We start from the raw sequence: 21887 nt of genomic DNA on the forward strand, positions 1-21887 counted from the left end.
AATTTTTCATGCATTGCAGGGAGAAAACGGGATGGGACTGACCGCACGCATCCGCACGCGGGACGGGTGGGCCGTGTCGCACGCGGTCGTCACGGTGATCGACATGACCGGTACGCAGGTGGTGCGCGCCGAGGCGGACAGCGAAGGAGCCGTGCACGACACGACCGCCCTCGCGCCCGGCGCGTACACCGTGATCGTCACCGCGGTCGGGTACGCCCCCGCCGCGTCCAGCGCGATCGTCACGGCGAGCGGCCGGGCCGAGGTCGGCAACGTGACCCTCGCCCGCCAGGGCGGCACCGAGCTTCCGCCGCCCGGTCCCTGGACCATCGACCCGGCGCACTCCTCCGTGGGTGCGGTCGCCCAGCACCTGGGCATCTCCAGCGTGCACGGCCGCTTCACGGACTTCGCGGGCTCGATCGAGATCGCCCCCGCCGAGGTGGCCAAGTCCCGCGTGGAGGCGGTGATCCAGGCCGCCTCCATCGACACCGGCAACGGCATGCGCGACGGGCACCTGAAGTCCCCGGATTTCCTGGACGTCGGCACTTACCCGCAGATCACGTACCGCTCGACGGGGCTGGCCCCGGCCGGTTCGGACCGCTGGACGGTCCATGGCGAGCTCACGATGCACGGGGTGGTGCGGCCGGTCGACCTGGACCTGGCGTACCTCGGCACCGGCGCCGACCCATGGGGCGGCACCCGCGCCGCGTTCCGCGCGACCGCCGAACTCCACCGCGAGGACTTCGCCATGAACTACAACCAGGTCGTCCAGGCGGGCATCTCGGCCATCGGTACGACGTTGAAGGTGGAGCTGGACATTCAGGCGGTGCAGGGGGAATCGCTGCCGCAGGCGTGAGCGTAGGCACGGCAGGGTCAGCCTGGGCGGGCCACTGTGCCCCTAGGCTGCACCCATGGCACCGAACATCGCGACGAACACCTCCGTATCCCGCGACGAACTGCTGGACTTCGTACGCCCCCGCCACCGCGCCATCCTCCTCACCCGCCGGGCCGACGGCAGCCCCCAGGGCTCCCCCCTGACCTGCGGAGTCGACGACTCGGGGCGCATCGTGGTCTCGACCTACCCCGAGCGCGCCAAGACCCGCAACGCCAAGCGGGACGAGCGTGTCAGCCTGATCGTGCTGAGCGACGAGTGGAACGGGCCGTGGGTCCAGATCGACGGCACGGCGGAGGTCGTCGACTCCCCCGACTCGGTCGAGCCGCTCGTCGAGTACTACCGCAATATCGCCGGCGAGCACCCGGACTGGGACGAGTACCGCGAGGCGATGCTCAAGCAGGGCAAGTCGATCATCCGGGTCACCCCGGAGCGGTGGGGGCCGGTGGCGACCGGGGGCTTCCCGGCGCGGCTCGCTGCGCAGGAGTAGGAGCGGTTTCTTCGCCCCCTCCGCGCCTGCCCGTTCCCGTACTTGAGGGCTGCGCCCCCAGGACCCCCCTGCGTTGTTCTCTTGGTGCGGGCCGGTGGGGGTTGTTCGCGCAGTTCCCCGCGCCCCTTTCAGGGGCGGAGGGGGCGAAGAAAGCCGTCCCTCAGCCGCGCTGGACCATCGTCTCGATGCCCGCGATGAGCATCTCCAGGGCGAAGGCGAAGTCCCGCTCGCGCATCTCCTCGACCGTGTCGCCCCCGCGCGCCTCCAGCAGATCCGCCGCGCTCTCGAGGTTCGCGGCGAACTGCGGCTGTTCGCTGATGGTGCTCATGGCCTGGCGGAAGTACTCGTCCTGGGACATGCCCGCGGAGGCGCACCGCTGCACGAAGTGCCCCTCGATCGTGCCGAAGCCGTACACGAACTGGAAGACGGCGGAGAGCGCGCCCATCTGGCCGTGCGGCGGCAGCCCCGTGTTGCCGACCACCTGCTGCACACGGAGCGAGAAGGCCATGGAGTGCGGGCCGATGTTGAGGAAGTTGCCGATGAGCGGGGACACCCAGGGGTGGCGCACCAGCAGAGCCCGGTAGCCGACGGCGAGGGAGCGCAGCTGATCGCGCCAGTCCTCGCCGGACTCGGGATCCGGCAGCTCCAGTTCGCCGAAGACCGCGTCGAGGGCCAGTTCGAGCAGATCGTCCTTGGTGTCGACGTACCAGTACACGGACATCGCGGTGACGTTCAGCTCGGCGGCCAGCCGGCGCATGGAGAACTTGGCCAGCCCCTCCGCGTCCAGCAGCCGCACCGTGACCTCGGTGATCCGCTCCCGGTCGAGTCCCGACGGCTGGCCGCCACCACGGGCCGCTCCGCCCCGGTGGGCCTTGCCCTCCAGCCAGACACTGGTCCGCGCCGGACGCTTGGCCCTGTCGGCTGCCCTCACCATGGCGCACCTTCCTCGGAACTCGGACTGCGGGGCGGGCCGGAATTCCCCGGTCCGCCTCCCTGATGATGCTAAGCGGGCGTTACGCGGAAACCGCCATCGCGGAGTCTGCCCTCTCCGCCCGCCGCAGCAACGCCGCCGCGAGTGGTTCAGCATGAAGCCGCCGAGGAGGGGGGCCCGCGGCGAACCCGAGCGCGTTCACGGCGCTCCGGATACCGATCGCCTTCGGGTGCTCGTCGGGCGTGAAGATCTGCATCGCGACGGCGAGGATCGTGGTGAGCAGCAGCGCTCCGCCCACGCCCATGCCCGCCCGGGCGGCGATCAACTGCCCGGTGGAGTCGGCGAGTCCGGCGACCGGCGAGCCGAACCCGAAGAGCACGAGTCCCGCCGTCAGCATTTTCTTGCGGCCGATGGGGGTCCCCCACGCCGATTGGGCAGTGGGGGAGGTCGGCCGCGCTGCCCGCCGCCAGCAGCAGCCCCGACTGCACGAGCGAGTACGCGTTGATCATCCACTGAACGTCCGAGTTGGCCGCCCCCAACTCCCGGGTGGGGGAGGGGTTCGCGACGTTCAGAACGGTGTTGTCGAGGAGCACGGTGAGCTGCGCGAGACAGATGACGCCGAGGATCAGCCAGCGCTGGGGGTGTCCTTGGGGAGCTCGGGGAGCTTGAGAGGTCGGCATGCTGGGCGTGCTGTACATCGTAGAACAGTTCCCATACGGCGTACAACGCGATATTCGGCACCGTACGAAAGCGGCATGCGGCACCGTACGAAAAGGGCGGTGGCCCGGAGCGGGATCGCCCCGGGCCACCGCCCTGTGAAAGGAACCGTCAGCTGCTGCTCGTCGGCTGCGTCAGGTCGTAGAAGGTGGCCGAACCGACCGTCACCTTCTTGAAGTTGGCCGTGACCCACGAGCTGATCTGCGAGGAGGTGCCGGAGTTGCCGCCACCGCTCATGCCGCCGCCCGAGATGAAGTAGTGGATCCTGCGGTCCTCCACGTACTTCTTGAACTGGGCCAGTGTCGGGGACGGGTCGGTGCCGTTGAAGCCGCCGATCGCCATCACCGGCTTGCCGGTGGCGAGCTGGTAGCTCGCGGAGTTCTGAGAACCGATGGCCGCGGCAGCCCAGGTGTAGTCCTCGGCGTTCGTCTCCAGCAGCTTCTTGGCCGCGGAGCCGACACTCGCGCCGTTGAGCAGACCGCCCACGCCGCCACCGCCCATGCCGCCCTCGCCCATCGCGCCACCGCCGGGCATGCCACCCTGCTGGTTCCGGCCCTGGGTGTTGCCGTTGCCCTGCTGGTTCTGACCGGGGAAACCGCCGGTACCGCCGGTCGGGGGCCGGCCCATGCCGCCACCCTGCCGGGTGTTGCCGTTGCCGTTCTGCTGGTTCTGGCCGCCACCGGGGAAGCCACCCCGCATGCCACCGCCGCCGCCGGGACCGCCACCTCGGCCGCCACCCCGGCCGCCCATCATGCTCGCGCCCGCGGGACCGGCCGTCACGATGGAGCCGGTGTGCCCGGTGTTCACGGTGGAGAGCGTGTACGCCGTCGGGCCCGCGATCGAGGCCACGAAGCTCAACGCGATTGCCGCGAGCGCCAGTTGACGGCCCAGCCTGGCCGCGAAGATCAGACCGAGCGCGCCGGCCAGACCGCCGATGAGGACCAGCCACTTCAGCCAGGGCAGGTAGTCGGGGGTGCGGTTGAGCAGGACGTACCCCCAGGCCGCGGTCGCGGTGACCGAGGCCGCGAGGGTGAGCGAGGCCCAGATCCTGGACCGCTCCTCCCACAGGACCGTCACGCCCATGCCGACCACGGCCGCGATATAGGGGGCCAGGGCGATCGTGTAGTACTGATGGAAGATGCCCGCCATGTAGCTGAAGATGACCGCGGTCATCAGCAGCGCGCCGCCCCAGGCGAGGAACGAACCGCGGGCCAGGTCGGTCCGCTTGGCCATGGGGGTCCCCCCGCTCGAGCGAAGCCGAGAGTGGGGGAGGGTGAGCACGAGCCCCGCGACGAAAAGGATCAGCGCGGCCGGCAGCAGCCACGAGATCTGACTGCCGATCTCCGAGTTGAACATCCGGTCCCAGCCGGTCTCGCCCCACTGGCCGGTGCCGCCGCCCCCGCCACCGCCGCCGACGCTGCCGGTCTCGTCGCCGTTGATGCGGCCGAGGCCGTTGTAGCCGAAGGTCAGCTCGAGGAAGGAGTTGTTCTGCGAGCCGCCGATGTACGGGCGGGAGGACGCGGGCCACAGCTCCACGATCGCGACCCACCAGCCGCCGGCGACGACCATCGCGACCGCCGACAGGGCCAGCTGGCCGAACCGCTTCTTCAGCTTCACCGGCGCGCAGACCGCGTACAGGACCGCGAGCGGCGGCAGGATCAGGAAGGCCTGCAGGGTCTTCGCCAGGAAGGCGAAGCCGACCGCGACGCCCGCCCAGACCAGCCACTTCGTGCGGCCGTCCTCAAGACCGCGGATCACGCAGTAGACGGTGACGGTCATCAGCAGCGCGAGCATCGCGTCCGGGTTGTTGAACCGGAACATCAGCGCGGCGACGGGAGTGAGCGCGAGCACGGCGCCCGCGATCAAACCTGCCGCTGGGCTGAAGCGGCGCCGGACGGCCGCGTACAGGACGCCGACCGTGGCCACGCCCATGAGCACCTCGGGGACGAGGATCGCCCACGAGCTGACGCCGAAGATCCGCACCGACAGGGCCATCGGCCACAGCGACGCCGGGGGCTTGTCGACCGTGATGGCGTTCGCCGAGTCGAGCGAGCCGAAGAACATCGCCTTCCAGCTCTGGCTGCCGGCCTGCACGGCCGCCGAGTAGAACGAGTTGGCGTACCCGGAGGCGCTCAGGTTGTACAGGTACAGCACCGCGGTGGCGAGCAGCAGGCCGAGGAAGGCGGGGCGTGCCCAGCGCGGGTCCTCGGGCCGGCCGCGCCAGACCCGGCGCGCGAAGGGCTGCTCGGGATCACCGGAGCCAGGGGATGGAACGGGGGTCGCGGCCGGCACGACCGGCTCGTGCACGGCGGTGGCGCCCTGCGTCTCCGGCGGCTCCCAGGAGGGACTCCCGCCCTGCGTGTCCGGTGGTCCCCAGGAGGGACTCCCGCCCCCCTGATGGCTCGTATCGGGCTGAGTCGTCATCGTGCGTTCCTCGGTTCGTGATCGTGCGGGCGCACCGCCTGCAACTGCATGGTCGAGTCCCCCCAGGTGCGGTCCGTGGCTTCACCGGCGCGGAACTGGGCTGTGTCGTAGGAAGAGGTGTCGTACGGGGACGGGGACGCCGCCTGGCGCTGGGGCAGCGGCGGATGCGCGGCGTGCGCGTGCGAGGCCTGGGCGTGCGGGGCCGTCGCGTAGGTGGGCGAGGCCGGGTTGTACGGGGCCGGGTTGTACGAGGCCACGACCTGCGACGGCATCTCGCCCTGCCGGTCCGGGAAGACCCAGGCGCGGAAGAGCAGGAACCGCAGCACCGTCGCCGCGAGGTTGGCGGCGATGAGGACCGCCAGCTCGGTGGAGTGCGAGGGGCTGGTCGTCGCCGCGTTCAGGGCGGCGAGCGAGCCGCTGGTGAGGGCGAGACCGATACCGAAGACGACCAGGCCCTGCGCCTGGTGCCGGATGGCACTGCCCCGGCCGCGTACGCCGAACGTGAGCCGCCGGTTGGCCGCCGTGTTGGCGACCGCCGACACGAGCAGGGCGAGCGCGTTGGCGACCTGCGACCCCGAGAACGACCGGAAGCCGCTGTAGAGCAGCAGATAGAAGAGCGTGGACAGACCGCCGACCACGCAGAACCCGACGAGCTGGCGGGCGAGTCCCTTGGGCACGTCGGTCAGGTCGCGGTCGCGCGGGTCGTCCCCGAAGGGCCGGGCGAGCCGGTCGAGCGGCAGCGAGCCGGTGGCGAGAGCGCGTCCCACCCGCCACACCCCCCTGAGGTCGTCGGTCGCGGTCTTCACGATGTGCACCGTCGAGTCCGGGTCGTCGACCCAGTCGACCGGCACTTCGTGGATGCGCAGTCCGGCGCGCTCGGCGAGCACCAGCATCTCGGTGTCGAAGAACCAGCCGGTGTCCTCGACCAGGGGCAGCAGCACCTGGGCGACATCACGGCGGATCGCCTTGAAGCCGCACTGCGCGTCCGAGAAGCGGGCCTGCAGCGAACCGCGCAGGATCAGGTTGTACGTGCGGCTGATGAACTCCCGCTTGGCGCCGCGCACCACACGCGAGGAGCGGGACAGCCGGGAGCCGATCGCGAGATCCGAGTGACCGGAGATCAGCGGCGCCACCAGCGGCAGCAGCGCGTTGAGATCGGTGGACAGATCCACGTCCATATAGGCGAGGACCGGGGCGTCCGAGGCCGACCACACGGTCCGCAGCGCCCGGCCGCGGCCCTTCTGCTCCAGCCGGAAGGACGTGACCTCCGGGATCTCCGCCTCCAGCCGCGCGGCCACCTGTGGCGTGGTGTCCGTGGACGCATTGTCCGCGACGGTGATGCGGAACGCGTACGGGAACGTGTGCTTGAGGTGCTCGTGCAGTCTGAGCACACATGGCTGGAGGTCCTTCTCCTCGTTGTAGACGGGGATCACTACGTCCAGGACAGGCGTACCGGCGTCTCCGGCCGGGAGGTGCTCCCGCGCCGGCAGGTTGCCGGGAGAAGAGTCGGTTCGCATGCGAACGACTCTCGTCAAGCGCCCTGTTGCACCCATGTGGTGGCGCTGTGCTGTGCCTGTGAATGCGATTGCCACTGTGTTTCCAGAGCAAGCGCAGGCAAATGCAGGGTGAACACCGTCCGGCCGGGGACGCTGTCGACGGTCACGGCACCCCCGTGCGCGGACGCGACGGCCTGCACGATCGCGAGCCCGAGACCGGTCGATCCGGAGGCACGGGAGCGCGACGAGTCACCGCGCGCGAACCGCTCGAAAACACGTGGGAGCAGATCGGCGGGAATCCCGGGCCCGTCGTCCTGGACGTCCACGCAAAGCCACGGCCCGTGCCGGTGCACGCGTGCCGTGACGGTCGTACCCGGTGGTGTGTGCGTGCGCGCGTTCGCGAACAGATTGACCATGACCTGTTGCAGGCGTGCGGCGTCGGCCGACACCAGGGCGGGCTCCTCCGGCAGTTCGAGCCGCCAGTTGTGGTCGCGCCCGGCCGCCCGGGCGTCGCTGACAGCGTCGATGACGAGTGGTACGAGGTCGGTCTGCTCGTGCTGCAGCGGCCGCCCGGCGTCGAGGCGCGCGAGCAGCAGCAGGTCCTCCACGAGCAGGGTCATCCGCCCCGCCTCGGACTCGATGCGCCCGAGCGCGTGCCGGGTGTCGGGACCCGTCAATTCCCTGCCGCGTCTGGTGAGCTCGGCGTACCCGCGAATGGACGCCAGTGGCGTCCGCAGCTCATGACTCGCGTCCGCGACGAACTGCCGTACGCGCATCTCACTCTGCTGCCGCGCGTGCAGGGCGCCGTGGATGTGGTCGAGCATCCGGTTGAGCGCCGCACCGACCTGCCCGACCTCGGTGTGCGGATCGGACTCCGACTCGGGGACCCGCTCGCACAGGGTGACTTCACCGGTGTGGAGGGGGAGTTCGGAGACCCGGGTGGCGGTGGCGGCGACCTTGCGCAGGGGGCGCAGGGCGAGGGTCACGATGGCGGCGCCCGCCAGGGAGGCGGCCACCAGACCCGCACCGGTGACGCTGACCTCGACGTAGATCAGCGTGGTGAGGGTGTTGGTGACGTCGCTGGTCGGGAGCGCCACGTAGAAGGCGCCGTTCCTGCCTTCCTGATACTGCACGCGGTACTCGCCCCGGCCGGGGATCTCCACGGTGTGCGGGCGCTTGTCCTTCGCGACGGAGGCGAGGACAGCCAGCTGGCTGTCGCTGAGCTGGACCGGGGTGGGCTGCTTGACCCCGCCGGAGTCCTTCTTCCCCACGCTGACGATGCCCTTGGTGACCTCGCCGTCCTTGACGATCGCGCCGATGGCGCCCATGCCCTGCGGGCCACGGATGACAAATTCGAGGGGATCCTTGACGATGTCATCGCCGTTCGGGAGGCGCACGGGCCCGTCGCTGCCCACCGGGCCACCCGCGGCGCGCATCGACGCCTCACCCAGGTTCTTGTCCAGTTGGTCGTACAGGTGTGAGCGCAACGCGATCGTGGTCACCGTGCCGATCACCGCGCACACGACCGCGATCAGCGTCACGGACGCGACGACGAGCCGCGTCCGCAGCGTGCGCGGCTGTCGTCCTCGCCTCTTCTGCGTACGCGGCCGTCGTCGCCGGCTCATGACGCCGCGGGCTTGATCAGATAACCGGCTCCACGCCGGGTGTGGATCATCGGCTCACGGCCGGCGTCGATCTTCCGCCGCAGGTAGGAGATGTACAGCTCGACCACGTTGGCCTGGCCACCGAAGTCGTACGACCACACGCGGTCGAGTATCTGCGCCTTGCTGAGCACCCGGCGCGGATTGCGCATCAGGAAGCGCAGCAGCTCGAACTCGGTCGCGGTGAGGTGGATGTTCTCGCCGGCTCGCGACACCTCGTGGCTGTCCTCGTCGAGGGTGAGGTCCCCGACAACCAGCACGGAGTCGGAGCGCCGGTCGGCGGCACCGGAACGGCGGATCAGCCCGCGCAGCCGGGCCACGACCTCTTCGAGGCTGAACGGCTTGGTGACGTAGTCGTCGCCACCGGCGGTGAGCCCGGCGATCCGGTCCTCGACGGCGTCCTTCGCCGTCAGGAACAGCACCGGCACGTCGGGCAGCTCACGACGCAGCCGGCCGAGGACGGCCAGCCCGTCCATGTCGGGCAGCATCATGTCGAGAACGACGGCGTCGGGCCGGAACTCGCGGGCGGTCTGCACCGCACCCTGTCCGTCACCCGCGCTGCGGATCTGCCAGCCCTCATAGCGAAGGGCCATGGAGAGCAGCTCGGTGATCGACAGCTCGTCGTCCACCACAAGCACTCGGACGGGGCTCCCGTCCGGCCTCAGCAGTTCGGTGCGCCCCTGGGGCGAGGTCGTGGTCATAGCGGACACCTTGGTGGGCACCGCTGAGAACATCCTTTCGGGTGCCTGTGTTTTTCCTGAGAAACACACAGGCACCTCTCAGGGAACTCCTTGGAAGATCACCCGGGTGCGGTGCCGGGAGCGGCCTCGGAGGCGATCTTGAAGAGGCGCGCGCCGTTCTCGTAGCAGACCGCCCTGAGCCAGTCGTCCCCCAGCCCGAGCCGCTCCAGGGCGTGCAGCTGGTGCACGTACGGATACGGGATGTTCGGGAAGTCGGTGCCGAGGAGGACCCGGTCGCCGAGGTCGGCGAGCCGGGGGAGCGCCTCGCGCGGGAACGGCGCGAGGCGCTCGCTGAAGTCCGTGAACGCCATCGTCGTGTCGCACCGCACCTCCCCGTACCGCTCGGCGAGGTCGAGGAAGTCCTCGTATTCGGGCATCCCCATGTGCGCGACGACGAGCCGCAGCCGGGGATGCCGGGCGAGTACCTGCGCGATCGGCCCGGGCCCGGTGTGCTTGCCCGGCGAGGGACCGGACCCGCAGTGGATCACCACGGGGACCCCGGCCTCGGCGAGCAACCCCCACACAGGATCCAGGAGTTGATCGCCCGGGTCGTACGCCCCCACCTGCACATGCGCCTTGAAGACCCGCGCCCCCGAGTCCACCGCCTCCCGCACGTACGTCTCCACGCCCGGCTCGGGGAAGAGGGTGGCGGTGTGCAGACAGTCGGGGGTCCGGCGGGCGAAGTCGACGGCCCAGGAGTTGAGCCACTGGGCCATGCCGGCCTTGTGCGGGTAGAGCATGGCCGTGAAGGCCCGCACGCCGAACCCCCTGATCACCGCGAGCCGTTCGTCCTCGTCCGCGCGATAGGTGATCGGCCACTCGACGCCGCCCGTCAGCGGTCCGAGCCCGTCGAAGTAGTCCCACACCTTGCGCAGCACGCGCTCGGGCATGAAGTGCGTGTGCACATCGACGAGCCCGGGGAGCCCGAGCCGCTCCCAGAATCCCCGGACCTCCGCCGCCTCAGCCACGTCCGCCCCGTCAGCCACGTCCGCCCCGTTCAGGTTCGGACCCGTCGCTGCGCTCGAAGCCGTGGCTGTGCTCGACCTTGGCGATGTGGAGGGTGTAGCGCTCGTACCAGTGGGCACGCCCGTACTCCTTCGCCGCCCTGTGCTCCTGATGATTCCTCCACACGTCGATGGCGGCCAGGTCCCGGAAGTAGGCGATGGTGATCCCCAGCTCGCCGGGCGTACGGGCGGCATCCTCCCCGAGGTACCCGGGAATCTCCTTCACCAGCTCTCCCATGCGCTCGGCCGTCTCGCCGTACCCATGGTCGCCTTCCGTCCGCACGGAGGTGAACACGACGGCGTAGTACGGCGGTTCATGGGCTGCGACGGGTGCGACAGGCGCATTCTGATGATCGCTCATGTCCGCCACTCTGGGCTCGGGCGCACGGGTCCGTCCAGCACCTTTCCGCACGGGATCCAAAAGGGATCGAAGTCTTGACCGTCCCGGCGACGTTTTCCCCTCTCCCGGAAGAGCTCTTCACAAGGGGGCCTCAGAAGAGCCCGTCCTGCACGCCGCCGTCTCTCAACTCCTTTACCGGAACGGTGAGTCCCGGATCCCCGGCACCGACGGCGGTCAGCTCCCAGCCGGTCATCAGCCGCGTATCGAGTACGACGACTCCGCGCCCGGTGAGGAGATGGAGATCGGGCCCCGCGGCAGCGCACAGCTCCCCGCTCACCACGCCGCCGGCGACGAGCTCGCTCACGACCCCCACCGCGGGCGGCAGCCCGGCCAGCCCGAACACCTCGGTGTGGTCGACCGGTTCGAACGGCTCACGCCGCAGCGACTCGGGCCAGGCATCGAGCCGCCCGACGCGCGCGTGCAGCTCCGCGATCTCGGCCACCCGCTCGCCGGGCCCGGGCAGGCCGGCCCGCACGACCCGCTTGTCGGCGTACGGAATCCGATCCGGCACCTTGAGGGCGGCCCGCAGCAACTCCTCGGCCCGCCGAGCGGCCATCAGCGGCCCCTGCCCCAGCCAGCCGAAGGTGACGGCACCCTGCTCCAGGAGCCGCGCGGACCCCCGCTCGACCGCGGTGATCCCGACCTTCACCATCCCGGGCCCGAACCACGCCAGATATACGTGGTACGGCCGCGGGTCATCGGCCATCGTGTCGGCGGCCACGGAGTGCGCCCGGTCCAGCCGCGCGCACTCTTCGCACCGCGCGCCCGTACCGCGCCCGGGCACGACGGCCCGCACGGGACACTCATGTCCCCGAGCCCCCACGCATGTCCGCACACCCCCGTCCACGACCCCGAACGCCACCCGCTTCCCCCGGGCCAGCGGACTGCCTCGCCCGTCACCCCACATCAACACGGGGCCGTCGACCGACCACCGCAGCCCCGAACATCTCCAGACCCGCCGCACTCCCATGACATTAGAGGGCGGCACTGACAATGGCTCTGCCCAGCCATGTCGCCGCTGACGAGGAAGAACGGAGCCGAAGAGCTCAGCCGACGGACTCGGTCACCGGCTCACCCGTGCCCGACTCGGCGTTCGCCCGTACCGCAAGCCCCGCGGGCCGCCCCCGCCCCGCAAGCCGGCAGCCGAGGCACCCGGGGTGCCCCTCCCGCGCACTGAGGTCCTTGACCCGCATGCCCCACTGCCCGACGGGCCGGCGCCCGGGCGGCTTGCTCCAGCCGACGAGGTGCAGCGCCCAGGTGGCCAGGGCGCTGATCACCCCGACACCCAGCCCGCCCCACACCGCCAGGGCGTTCCCGGCGCAGATGCCGAACCCGATCCCCGTTACTCCGACGGTGGCGATCCCGAACCCGGTCCACCCGGCGACGGTGTGCCCTTCGTCGTACTGGCTCATGTACGACCCCCTCCTGCTCCGACGACTAGACTTCTCCCAACCCCTCACTACCTAAGAAATTAAACACCGAAACCTCTCACGCGCTAAGGGAAATCGATGCAGCAGGGCGGCCCACCACGCTCACGCCCCCAGCCGCCCGCGACGCCGACCCAGGTGATCTCCACCATGGACCACCTGATCGCGACGAACATGCGGGCCCAGCAGGAGATGGCTCAGCGGCTGAACCTGAACCTCACCGACCTCATGTGCTTCACCTGCGTCCTGAAGGCGGGCGACAACCTGCTCACCGCCGGGAACCTGGCGGAGCACGCGCGCGTCACGACCGGCGCCGTCACGGGCATCCTGAACCGCCTCGAACGCGCGGACTACGTCACCCGCCGCCCCGACCCCACGGACCGCCGCCGTGTCCGCATCGCCGCGCAACCGGCCGCGGTCACCCGTGTCCTGGCCCTCTACGAGCCCTACTACGCCCGCCTGGCCGAACTCCTCGCCGGCTACACCCCGGCCGAAGTCACCGTCCTGCAGGACTGGTTCACCCGCTCGGGCCAACTGACGAGCGACTATCTGGAAGAGCTGCGCGAAAGAAACCAGGCCACGGGAAAGACCACGTAGGACTTCACGCAGGTCCACCCTGACGGCCTGATGCTCTCGCCCGTTGCCGTACTCCCCTACAACACAGCACGAAAGAGCCCCGCTCCGAAGACCGGAACGGGGCTCTTGACCGGCCGGGGCACGGCGTCAGTGCCGGTCCGGGCCCCTTGGGCGCGGACCGGCAGACGCGGGCAATCGATCCGTCAGTGGCCGTGGCCGCCACTGTCGTGGTCGCCGTCGACGATCGTCCACGGGCGCATCAGGTCGTCGTCCTCGTGTTCGAGGAGGTGGCAGTGGTGAATGTACGTCGCCGGGAGCGTGGCGCCGCTGTCCGGAATCGACGCGATCTCATCCTTCGGCGGGACGAATTCCTCAATGATGATTCTGGTCACCATCTCCGCATAGGCCTTGACCGTGTCCTTGTAGGACAGCGCTTCGTCCGGGTCCGGCGGAATCGGTGGGCCGGTGAAGTAGTTCGCCAACACCGGTAGGTCTTGCGGTTTGCGGCCACCGGAGATCCACTTTTCGTAATCCGTCTGGTAGGCGGCCGAATCGATCGGCTGCCTGTCCAGCACTTGGAAGTTGACGAGGTGGACATGCATCGGGTGGGCGTCGTGGTTGGGATTGATGTACTCCCAGATCTCGGTCGAGCCCTCCTTGATGAAGTCCTGCGACGGCTCCATGAAGGGCATCGCGTTGAACGTCATCGTCCTGAAGAGCTCGTGCTGGTACACGACCCATTCCCGCCGACGGGTGTGCGGTTTCGGTTTGATGGGTGCGACCGCCGACGGCTTGAGTTTGTCGGGCGGCGTCGTCCTGTCCCCGCCTCCGGACAGTGGCTTGGTGACCTGGAATTGCATGATTTCCGCGATTTCAGGTCCGCAGCCCATGACGCCGGGGAAGTGGGCCTGCGTTCCTGGGTAGTTCGTCAATGTGACTTTCGTGTTGGGGGGTACCCGACTGAAGTCGACGATCAGGTCGTACCGCTCGGCCGGACTGATCAGGAAATCGAGCATTTGCAACGGAGCACGGAAGCCGCCGTCCGTGCCGATCAGCCAGAACGGCAGCTGGGGCTGCAGAAGTGCATCTTTGGCGTCGAACCTCAGCCGCCAGAAACGCTCGTTCGAAGCGTTGAGAATGCGCAGCCGGTAGCGTCGCGGCTCGACGGCCAGGAAAGGGTATGCCTTCCCGTTGACGACCGGGGTGTCCTCGCCTTCCCTCGCGGTCATGGTGTAGGCGAGCGAGCCGTCCTCGTAGAAGGTCCGGTCCTGCAGGATGAGGGGGACCTCGAATTCGCCTCGCGGCAGCCCGAGCCGCTCGTCGGCGGGGTCACGAATCAGGTAGAGACCGGCAAGGCCCGCATAGACGTTGAGGCTGGTCATTCCCATGCCGTGATCGTGATACCAGAGCATGCACGAATGGTCGTGGTTGGTGTAGGCGCAGATCGCTTCGTTGGGTTTGACCCGGCTCGGGTCCAGGGTGGTGTAGGACTCGGCGTGGATTCCGTCCGGGCTGAACGACTGCAGCGGCATACCGTCGGACTGTGGTGCTGTGTAACCGCCGTGCTGGTGTACGACGTTCCACACGTTGACGTCATCGGGGAACTGCGGGACGTACTTGTAGGGAGGCGGAGGGATCGGGGCGACGACGGGTTTCTTGTTGCGAATCATGTCGATCACGGTCTGGAACATGTGGGTGGTCGGCAGCTCGTTGCGCCACTTGACGACCGTCGGGTGGCCCCTGGTCACGCTGAAGGTCGGCCCGAGATAGCCCATGCCGATCGGATTATGAGGATCGTGCGGGTTCGTGGCCCAGTAACCCCACACACGTGACAGTCCGAGATCCCGGTGGAAGCGCCACGAGCCCTGCCGCATCGTGAGCTCGTAGTAGTCGGCGCCCGGATAGACGGACGGATCCGAGATGGCTGTCATCGGCCTGGGCAGCGGGTCGACGAACTTCTCCAGCGGCGGGGTGTTCTGCGTCCCCTTGGGGTCCTCACACCCTGCCGGCGGGTGAGCCGGCGCCGCATACGCCCGCGTTCCCAGAACACCCCGCGAAAGCATGGCCGCACCCCCCAGACCACCGGCCATGAGGAATTTCCTTCGCTCAATCATCGTCTCCAGCCTTCCCTGGTCTCACGTAGCGTTGAAGGGATACAGGACTGGTTCGGAACGTTGCTGCAGCACACTGGTCCGGTCTGGGAAAGCCACTCATTGGGCCGATCCCAGCTGCAATTCGCCAGGCATCGGAATTGGAATCGAATTATTACTGCCAGTCCGAATAGATGTAAACCCATCCGACCTGGTGCGGCCGAACTAGTTCATCCCGTCCGCAGGTCGCGCAAAGCGCCGTTAGCGACGCTTATGGGATCGCGCCCAATGGTATGCAATTTTCTCGAGAAGACGGGGAAAGGTCGCGCCACTTCAAAGCTTCCACTCGACGCATTGGCTCCCGTCGCACTGGGTCTCCTAATGAGATGACCGCGGGTGAGAAAGAGAGAATTCGAGGCATCGCAGCACGTTACGCGCCCTCAACGGAATACGATGACCTGGATCCCTTTCCAGTGGACGACATTCAGTCACCCGTTGGACAAGACACTCAGTCGGGGCCGCAACCCGGGGAGTAGCAGCGCCGTTCAGCCTCGGTCATAGCGTGCATCCGCGAGCAGGAGTGGAGCAGATCTCTCCTGGATGAACCGCCGCAGGCGATCACCCGAGCCTGTTCCGAGCCGGAGGGGTCCCGCGTGGACTCAACTCGGTCTCAGGCCGCGAACGGGAGCCGAGCGGGCGGTGGCGTTCGGTCCGTGAATCCATGGTCTGCCGGACGCGCGGCCCGCTGTGCAAGCCACCCAGAGACCCACGGCCCGCCGTTGACCGCGTTGCCCTCACGGACCGTCCGGTTCTTCCCCCTCCGCCCCGGCGCCAAGCGCCCGCACTGTACGGCGAGAAGACATGCACCGGCGCCGGCCCGCGCAGAAAGGGCACCGCAAGGGGGAGCAGCGCGCCACCTGCGACCCCGTCCGCATGCGCGCCGTGGTCCCGCGCCCCGTTCAACGTCGGGATCGCCACAGATCCTTCCGGGCTGCCGGCGTCGAAACCTCGATACCCCAGAGCCCAAGGACAGTTCGGACGCGCCTGACGGCGCGGCCCTGCGGGTCCGTCGCGCGGGTCTCCGGGTCATCCCCCCTGCGGAACACCCGGCACACATGCAGCTCGCTCCTGGTCGCCCTCGAGGTCCAGGTCCACCCAGAGGTGGCACAGCGCATCCTGTGGCACTCGAGATCGCCATGACGATGGAGGTCCACTCCGCAGCGAGCGAGGAGCAGGCGCGTGCTGCGATCAGCGAGCTGTCGGACACGATGGGGGACCGGTTGACCCGGTTGCTGCACTTCGCTGCTGTACGGCTCTGAAACGCAAGAGGCCCCGGATCTCTCCGGGGCCTCTCACCTGTGTGCACTCGGCAGGATTCGAACCTGCAACCTTCTGATCCGTAGTCAGATGCTCTATCCGTTAAGCTACGAGTGCTTGTTTTGTTGTTGTCACGCTCCCGGGCTTTCGGCCCGCTCGCGGCGACAGGAAGAACATTACATGACTGCCGCCGCCATGTGAAATCCGTTTGCCGCACCCCTTGTGAGCTGGGCGAACGCGCTGCGGCGCCCCCAAATGCCGAAGCCCCGGTCCTGGTGGACCGGGGCTTCGGATCTTGGCGCGGAGGCGGAGGGATTTGAACCCTCGATGGGATTGAAGTCCCAAACCGCATTAGCAGTGCGGCGCCATAGACCGGACTAGGCGACGCCTCCCGCACAGCCGCTCGCGCGAGCGCGAGTGGTGCGTGCAGATGATGACACAGCAGAGCGTGGTGTCACCAATCGCCCCCCACGGTACTAGGCAGACGGGCCGCAGAGCAAAGTCCATTGCCGCATCGCAACCCGGCGGGGCGTGTGGCGTTAGTCAGGTCATGCCGCACCGTCTCGTTCTCACCGCCGCCGCGTCCGCAACGGCCGCGCTGTCCGCCGTACCGGCCGCGTCCGCCGCGCCCGCCGGCCCCGCATCCGCAGTACCCGCCTCCGCGTCGGCCACCGGGCTCGCCACCACCGCGTACGGCGAATCGGTTCTCCGGAGCCTGACCCGGATGCCCCCGCCGGCCTCCGTCGAGGACTCCGGGGACCGGCTGACCGTGACCGTCCACGACGCGGGAGGCGATGCGGACGGGACGCACGAACTGCGGTGTCATCCCGGCGGCGGCAGTCACCCCGATGTGAGCGGGGCCTGCCAGAAACTGGACGAAGGCACCACCTGGGGCAAGGACCCCTTCGCTCCGGTGCCGCCGGGCACCATGTGCACGATGCTGTACGGCGGTCCGGCCACCGCGCATGTCACGGGGACCTGGGCGGGGCGGCCCGTCGACGCGAAGTTCGACCGCGCGGACGGGTGCGAGATCGCGCGCTGGGACGCGCTGGTGCCGCTGCTGCCGGAAACCCACGTATAGAAGACACCGCGGGGTCACGGCGACCTCATGGTTCCAGGATGGATTCGAGGGGTGAAATGCGCGGTCACAGGTTCTACGTCTCTTCTGCGTCACTTCCGCGTGCGACCTCCCTCTCATCCGGCGTCGCGAGCGCAACCACTGCCCGTAGACTCCCTCGCGTGACACGCTGCGGACCGATTGGCAAGATGGCATCCGCGGTCGGCAAGGTGCGGTAACAGGGAGGAAGCGTCTCGTGAGCAGCAGGCCATCCCGAGGCGCTGCTCGCCTCGCAGCCATACTGGACGCGCTGCCCGATGCGTTGGTGCTGGTCAACGCCAATGGGACCGTCGTCAACGCCAACACCATCGCCCTGGAGGCCTTCGAGACTCCGGGCACGGCTCTGGTGGGCCGGGGCCTGCTCGATCTGCTGCCGCAGTTCGACTCCCGGCTGATCCCCGGATCCATGCGGCGGCCCGACACCATCGACCAGCGCGGACGGACCAAGCCGACCAGGATGATCGCGCGGCGGACCGACGGCACCGAGTTCCCGGTCGAAGTCACCAGTGCGAATCTGGAGGACGGCCAGCAGGCCTACGACAGCTACGGCCCCACCCCTGACGAGCTGCTCATGCTCGTCGTACGCGATCTGTCGGGCACCGTCGACACCGAGGCCGAACTCGCGCGTTCGCAACGACAGACCGAGATGATCCTGCGCGCCGCGGCCGAGGGCGTGGTCGGGACGGACACGGACGGGCGGGTCGTCCTCGTCAACCCGGCGGCCGCTCAGATACTCGGTTACCGGGCCAGCGATCTCGGCGGCCAGGATCTGCACGCCCTCATCCTTCACTCGCGCGCGGACGGCGAGCCCTTCGCGTACGAGGAGTCGCCGCTCGCCGACACCCTGCGCTCCGGGCGCAAGCACCGGGTGCGCGGACAGGTGCTGTGGTCGAAGGCCGGAGCCAAGGTGCCGGTCGACCTCACGACCGCGCCGGTGCGCGACGGGGACCAGCTCGTCGGCGCCGTCATGACCTTCACCGACCGGCGGCCGTACGACACCCTCGCCGAGGAGAAGGACGCCGAGGCCACCCGGCACGCCGAGGAGCTCGAACGCATCGCCGACGAGCACGCCGAGGAGCTCAAGGCGCTGCGCGAGCGGCACGCGGCCGAGCTGGCCGAGCTGAGCGAGCAGCACGAGGAGGAACTCGCTGCCGGCGACGAGCGGTACGCGGCGCTCGGCGAGCGCGAGAAGGATCGTTACGAGGCACTGACCGCCCGGCACGATCAGCTGCTCGCGGTGCTCGACCAGTCCCTGCGCGGGCCCCTCGACCAGCTGCGCGGCGAACTCTCCAAGCTCGCCGCCGACGACGCCGGACAGCTGTGGCCCGAGGCCAACCAGGTGCTCCACCACCTCGCGGCCGGCTACTCGCGGATCACGACGCTCGTCGACAACGTCCTCGGCTATCAGCGGCTCGACTCCGGGACCGAGGAGATCTCCCGTACGAAGGTGATGCTCGACGCGGTCGTCGCGGCCGGTGTCGACGGGGCCGTCGAGCTGATCGGGCCCGGACGCGTCCAGTTCGCCGTGCACGCGCCGCCGATCGAGGCCGAGGTCGACCCGACGCGGCTCGCGAACGCCCTCGCGCATCTCATCGCGGACGTCGCCGGAGTCGACGCGACCGGCAACGCGCCGGTGTCGGCGGGCGGTTACATGGACAACACCGTCGTGGTGGCGGCGGCTCAGCGCGGTGAGGGCGTCCGTATCGAGGTGCGCGGGCCGTACGCCGGGGGAGACCCGGTGCACGAGCCGATCGTGCGCGGGATCGTGCGTGCGCACGGCGGTGTGCTGCAGACGCACGAGGTGCCGGGGATGAGCGGCAGCGCGTTCGTGCTCGAGGTGCCGATCGGAGGGGGGGCCGGGACGGTTCCCGTTCCCGAGAACACTCCCGGTGCCGAGGTCGCCCTGCCCGAGCAGGCCTCGCATCAGGGCGGTGGCAGGCGGCGTGCCCGGCGGTCCTCCGTGGACGCCTTCCTGGAGAGCGAGGTGGCCGGGGAGTCCGACACCACGGCTGTCGAGACGGGCGGAGCCGCTCCCACGGGGCGGCGCCGCCGGCGTGCGGGGGACGGCGAGGTGTCCGTTCCCGCCCAGGCGTCGGGGGTCGAGGGGCCCGGTGACGGCGGGACCGCCGGTTCCGGTGGTACCGGGCGGCGGCGGGGACGGCCGAGTCCGGCCGAGAACACGCCCTCCGACGTGAACGGCGGCGTCTCCGAGGGTGCGGTCGTCATGGCGGGCGAGCACGCGGCGGGGACCGCGGCCGCGGGCACGGGGCTCGGCGGGACGGTGCCTCCGCAGGGGGTGCCGGTGCCCTCCGGCCGGCGCGCGCGACGGGACGGCGAACAGCACGCGTTGCCGCCCGCGTTGCCCGCGGCGCCCAGTACGCCCGTCGCATCGGATGCCGGCGGCTCCGCCGACGCGGTGCAGCCGACCGGGCGGCGCCGGCGTGCGCTGGCCGCCGCGGCCGAGCGTGCCGCCGCGCAGGAGGCGGGCGCCCGCACGGTGTTCGCGCTGCCGCCCGCGGACGCGGACCGCTCACCCGAGTACGCCCAGGCGCAGGGCCAGGTCCAGGTCCAGCGGGCCGACAGGGGTCTCGTCGGGCACGAGCAGGGCGACGACGGCCGTCATGACGCGATGCTGCACGACCCCGCCGACGATCACACTCCGCCGCAGCCGCACCCCGTCTCCACTCCGACGGGACGGCGGCGCGCTCGCCGTGCCCCGGGTACTCCGGGTCAGCCGGATGCGGTGGGGACGCCCGCACAGGGGGTTCCGGCGCAGGCGGTTCCGGCGCCGGGGGTTCCCGGTCAGACCGTGCCCGCGCAGGGCGTTCCCGCGCAAGGCGTTCCGGGTGCGGCCGTCGCCGGCCGACCGGTTCTCGCGCAGACGGCTCAGACAGCGCAGGCACCACAGACGACGCAGACCGCGCCGACACCGCAGACCGCTGCCGCCGCCCAGGCCACCCCGGCCGCCGGCACGCCGGCCCAGCCCCAGCCGCCCACCGGTGCCTCGGTACCCGCACCGGTCCCGGCCGCGGCTCCGGCGCCGCAGCCGTGGCCGAACGCGAACACCGCCGCCGCCAACGACACGTCGGGCGCGGGAACTCCGGCCGCCGTGCCCCCCGCGGCCGCGTCCCCACAGCCCGGAGCCCCGGCACAGAGCGGGGCCCCCGCCACCGCTCAGCCGACCCCCGCCCAGGGCACTCCGCTCCCCCCCGAGCTCCCGGCGCAGCCGCGGGCCGCACAGCCCCTGCCCGCCGAGGCCGCGGCCCCCGTCGACCCCAACTCGACGCAGGGTCGCGCGATCAGCGTGCGGACGCTCGGCCAGGGCGTCCCGTTCGCCCGCCAGCCCGCACCGAACCAGCCCTCCCCCCAGCCCCAGGCCCCCACGCCTCCGCCGCACCAGACGAATGGCGGCGGCCGTCGCCGCAAGCTCGGTACGCCCCCCGAGCCCTCCCCCGCCGAGCCCCCGGAGACGGCGGCCCGTCCGCACCCGCAGGCCGGACAGGCCCAGACGGCCTCCGAGCCCCGGCTGCCCGGAGCCACTGAGGGCGCCGGACGGTCGTACGCCATAGGAGCACCGGACGAGAACGCCGACGAGGGCCCGGAGCCGCTCGACGGTCCCGGCGGTGCCGTCGAGGTCGCCGACCGGCCGCAGCCGCGTCCCCTGGACGACGAGCTGCCCCCGGAGCCGCTGGACAACCCGCGGCGGCTGCTCGTCTGGCCCGCGCCGGACGTGACGACCCAGCAGGCGCTGAGCGACCGCGGCTACCGGCCCGTCATCGTGCATTCGCGCGAGGAGGTCGACGCACAGATCGCCGCCTTCCCGGCCGCGCTCTTCGTCGACCCGCTGACCGGGCCCATCACCCGCACGGCGCTCCAGTCGCTGCGTCAGGCCGCCGTCGCCGCCGAGGTGCCCGTCCTCGTGACGGCGGGACTCGGCCAGGCGACGCGCGAGGCGGCGTACGGCGCCGACCCCGCCGTACTCCTGAAGGCCCTGGCGCCCCGGGACTCCGAGCAGCACCCGCCGCGCGTACTGCTCATCGAGGAGCACGCGGAGATCGCGCTTGCGCTGACCGCGACGCTGGAGCGGCGCGGAATGCAGGTCGCGCGGGCGTCGACCGACGAGGACGCCGTCACGCTGGCCTCGCAGATGCGGCCCAACCTGGTCGTGATGGACCTGATGCAGGTACGGCGCCGCCGCGCCGGCATCGTGGACTGGCTGCGCGCGCACGGCCAGTTGAACCGCACGCCGCTGGTCGTCTACACGGCCGCCGTCGACAACGCCGAACTGCCGCGGCTGGCGGCGGGGGAGACGGTGCTGTTCCTCGCCGAACGCTCGACCAGCGCCGAGGTGCAGGACCGGATCGTCGACCTGTTGGCGCGTATCGGTACCAACTAGTTGGCGCGTATCGGTACGAGCCGGTGGGCGTGCATCCGTACGAACCAATGGGCGCGTATCGGTACGAGCCAGCGAGCGCGTATCGGTACGAATCAGTGAGCGTGCATCCGTACGAACCAGTGGGCGTGCCTCGGTACGAGCCAGCGAGCGCGTATCGGTACGCGTAAGGCGGCGCGCATCGGCACCGATCAGCCGTGCGTCACTACCGACCA

The 21887-nt window shown here is 70.1% G+C and carries 15 protein-coding genes, 2 tRNA genes and 2 pseudogenes; 6 read left to right on the forward strand and 13 right to left on the reverse strand.

Annotated elements, in window-relative coordinates:
• The first annotated feature begins 31 nt into the window (after nucleotides 1-31).
• Both OG390_RS25095 and OG390_RS25100 read left to right on the forward strand, forming a co-directional pair.
• Nucleotides 32-853, forward strand: a complete 822-nt coding sequence (locus OG390_RS25095) for a YceI family protein (protein ID WP_406171217.1) — start codon at nucleotides 32-34, stop codon at nucleotides 851-853.
• Nucleotides 854-908: 55 nt separating this feature from the next.
• Nucleotides 909-1379 (forward strand): PPOX class F420-dependent oxidoreductase, encoded by a 471-nt coding sequence (locus tag OG390_RS25100; RefSeq protein WP_406171219.1) that lies wholly within the window; start codon nucleotides 909-911, stop codon nucleotides 1377-1379.
• Nucleotides 1380-1539: 160 nt separating this feature from the next.
• Here the strand turns inward: OG390_RS25100 and OG390_RS25105 are convergent, their stop codons facing one another.
• From OG390_RS25105 to OG390_RS25150, 10 genes and pseudogenes are all read right to left on the reverse strand, one after another.
• A complete protein-coding gene (locus OG390_RS25105; RefSeq protein ID WP_406177847.1) occupies nucleotides 1540-2313 on the reverse strand; it encodes a TetR/AcrR family transcriptional regulator in 774 nt (257 codons plus the stop codon).
• Nucleotides 2314-2454: 141 nt separating this feature from the next.
• Nucleotides 2455-3008: pseudogene (locus tag OG390_RS25110) on the reverse strand (MFS transporter); the annotation flags it as partial.
• Nucleotides 3009-3138: 130 nt separating this feature from the next.
• Nucleotides 3139-5451: an ArnT family glycosyltransferase gene (locus OG390_RS25115; protein ID WP_406171221.1), complete on the reverse strand. Its 2313-nt coding sequence runs from the start codon at nucleotides 5449-5451 to the stop codon at nucleotides 3139-3141.
• The gene (locus tag OG390_RS25120) at nucleotides 5448-6968 is read right to left on the reverse strand and encodes a glycosyltransferase (RefSeq protein ID WP_406171223.1); all 1521 of its coding nucleotides are present in this window, start codon (nucleotides 6966-6968) and stop codon (nucleotides 5448-5450) included. The genes OG390_RS25115 and OG390_RS25120 overlap by 4 nt, the downstream gene beginning before the upstream one ends.
• A 14-nt stretch (nucleotides 6969-6982) precedes the next feature.
• Entirely contained in the window at nucleotides 6983-8572 is a 1590-nt protein-coding gene (locus tag OG390_RS25125) for an ATP-binding protein (protein ID WP_406171224.1), read from the reverse strand.
• Nucleotides 8569-9309 carry a response regulator transcription factor gene (locus OG390_RS25130; RefSeq protein WP_179332490.1) on the reverse strand — a complete coding sequence of 247 codons (741 nt, stop codon included), beginning with the start codon at nucleotides 9307-9309 and terminating at the stop codon, nucleotides 8569-8571. The genes OG390_RS25125 and OG390_RS25130 overlap by 4 nt, the downstream gene beginning before the upstream one ends.
• A 98-nt stretch (nucleotides 9310-9407) precedes the next feature.
• Nucleotides 9408-10334 carry an amidohydrolase family protein gene (locus tag OG390_RS25135; protein ID WP_406171226.1) on the reverse strand — a complete coding sequence of 309 codons (927 nt, stop codon included), beginning with the start codon at nucleotides 10332-10334 and terminating at the stop codon, nucleotides 9408-9410.
• Complete coding sequence (locus OG390_RS25140; RefSeq protein WP_406171228.1) at nucleotides 10327-10713, reverse strand: antibiotic biosynthesis monooxygenase family protein; 387 nt, start codon at nucleotides 10711-10713, stop codon at nucleotides 10327-10329. The genes OG390_RS25135 and OG390_RS25140 overlap by 8 nt, the downstream gene beginning before the upstream one ends.
• A gap of 130 nt (nucleotides 10714-10843) precedes the next feature.
• Nucleotides 10844-11716 carry a DUF2797 domain-containing protein gene (locus OG390_RS25145; protein ID WP_406177849.1) on the reverse strand — a complete coding sequence of 291 codons (873 nt, stop codon included), beginning with the start codon at nucleotides 11714-11716 and terminating at the stop codon, nucleotides 10844-10846.
• 82 nt (nucleotides 11717-11798) lie between these two features.
• Nucleotides 11799-12164 carry an HGxxPAAW family protein gene (locus tag OG390_RS25150; RefSeq protein ID WP_406171230.1) on the reverse strand — a complete coding sequence of 122 codons (366 nt, stop codon included), beginning with the start codon at nucleotides 12162-12164 and terminating at the stop codon, nucleotides 11799-11801.
• A 165-nt stretch (nucleotides 12165-12329) separates the two neighbouring features.
• Here OG390_RS25150 and OG390_RS25155 point away from each other — a divergent pair, with 165 nt between their 5' ends.
• On the forward strand, nucleotides 12330-12776 hold the full coding sequence (locus OG390_RS25155; protein WP_406171232.1) for a MarR family transcriptional regulator: 447 nt from the start codon (nucleotides 12330-12332) through the stop codon (nucleotides 12774-12776).
• 182 nt (nucleotides 12777-12958) lie between these two features.
• On the opposite strand, the gene OG390_RS25160 is transcribed toward OG390_RS25155, so the two are convergent.
• A complete protein-coding gene (locus OG390_RS25160; protein WP_406171234.1) occupies nucleotides 12959-14845 on the reverse strand; it encodes a multicopper oxidase family protein in 1887 nt (628 codons plus the stop codon).
• Between the two features lie 1055 nt (nucleotides 14846-15900).
• Between OG390_RS25160 and OG390_RS25165 the strand changes: the two are divergent.
• Nucleotides 15901-16164, forward strand: a pseudogene (locus OG390_RS25165) (hypothetical protein); the annotation flags it as partial.
• Between the two features lie 42 nt (nucleotides 16165-16206).
• Here OG390_RS25165 and OG390_RS25170 read toward each other — a convergent pair.
• Nucleotides 16207-16279, reverse strand: a tRNA-Arg gene (locus OG390_RS25170).
• Between the two features lie 184 nt (nucleotides 16280-16463).
• Nucleotides 16464-16554, reverse strand: a tRNA-Ser gene (locus OG390_RS25175).
• Between the two features lie 158 nt (nucleotides 16555-16712).
• On the opposite strand from OG390_RS25175, the gene OG390_RS25180 reads away from it, so the two are divergent.
• Nucleotides 16713-17243, forward strand: coding sequence for an SSI family serine proteinase inhibitor (locus OG390_RS25180; protein ID WP_406171236.1), 531 nt, complete (start codon nucleotides 16713-16715; stop codon nucleotides 17241-17243).
• A gap of 232 nt (nucleotides 17244-17475) precedes the next feature.
• Nucleotides 17476-21675 (forward strand): PAS domain-containing protein, encoded by a 4200-nt coding sequence (locus OG390_RS25185; RefSeq protein WP_406171237.1) that lies wholly within the window; start codon nucleotides 17476-17478, stop codon nucleotides 21673-21675.
• Nucleotides 21676-21887: the final 212 nt, after the last annotated feature.

The sequence above is a fragment of the Streptomyces sp. NBC_00996 genome, assembly GCF_045162675.1.
Lineage (GTDB): Bacteria > Actinomycetota > Actinomycetes > Streptomycetales > Streptomycetaceae > Streptomyces.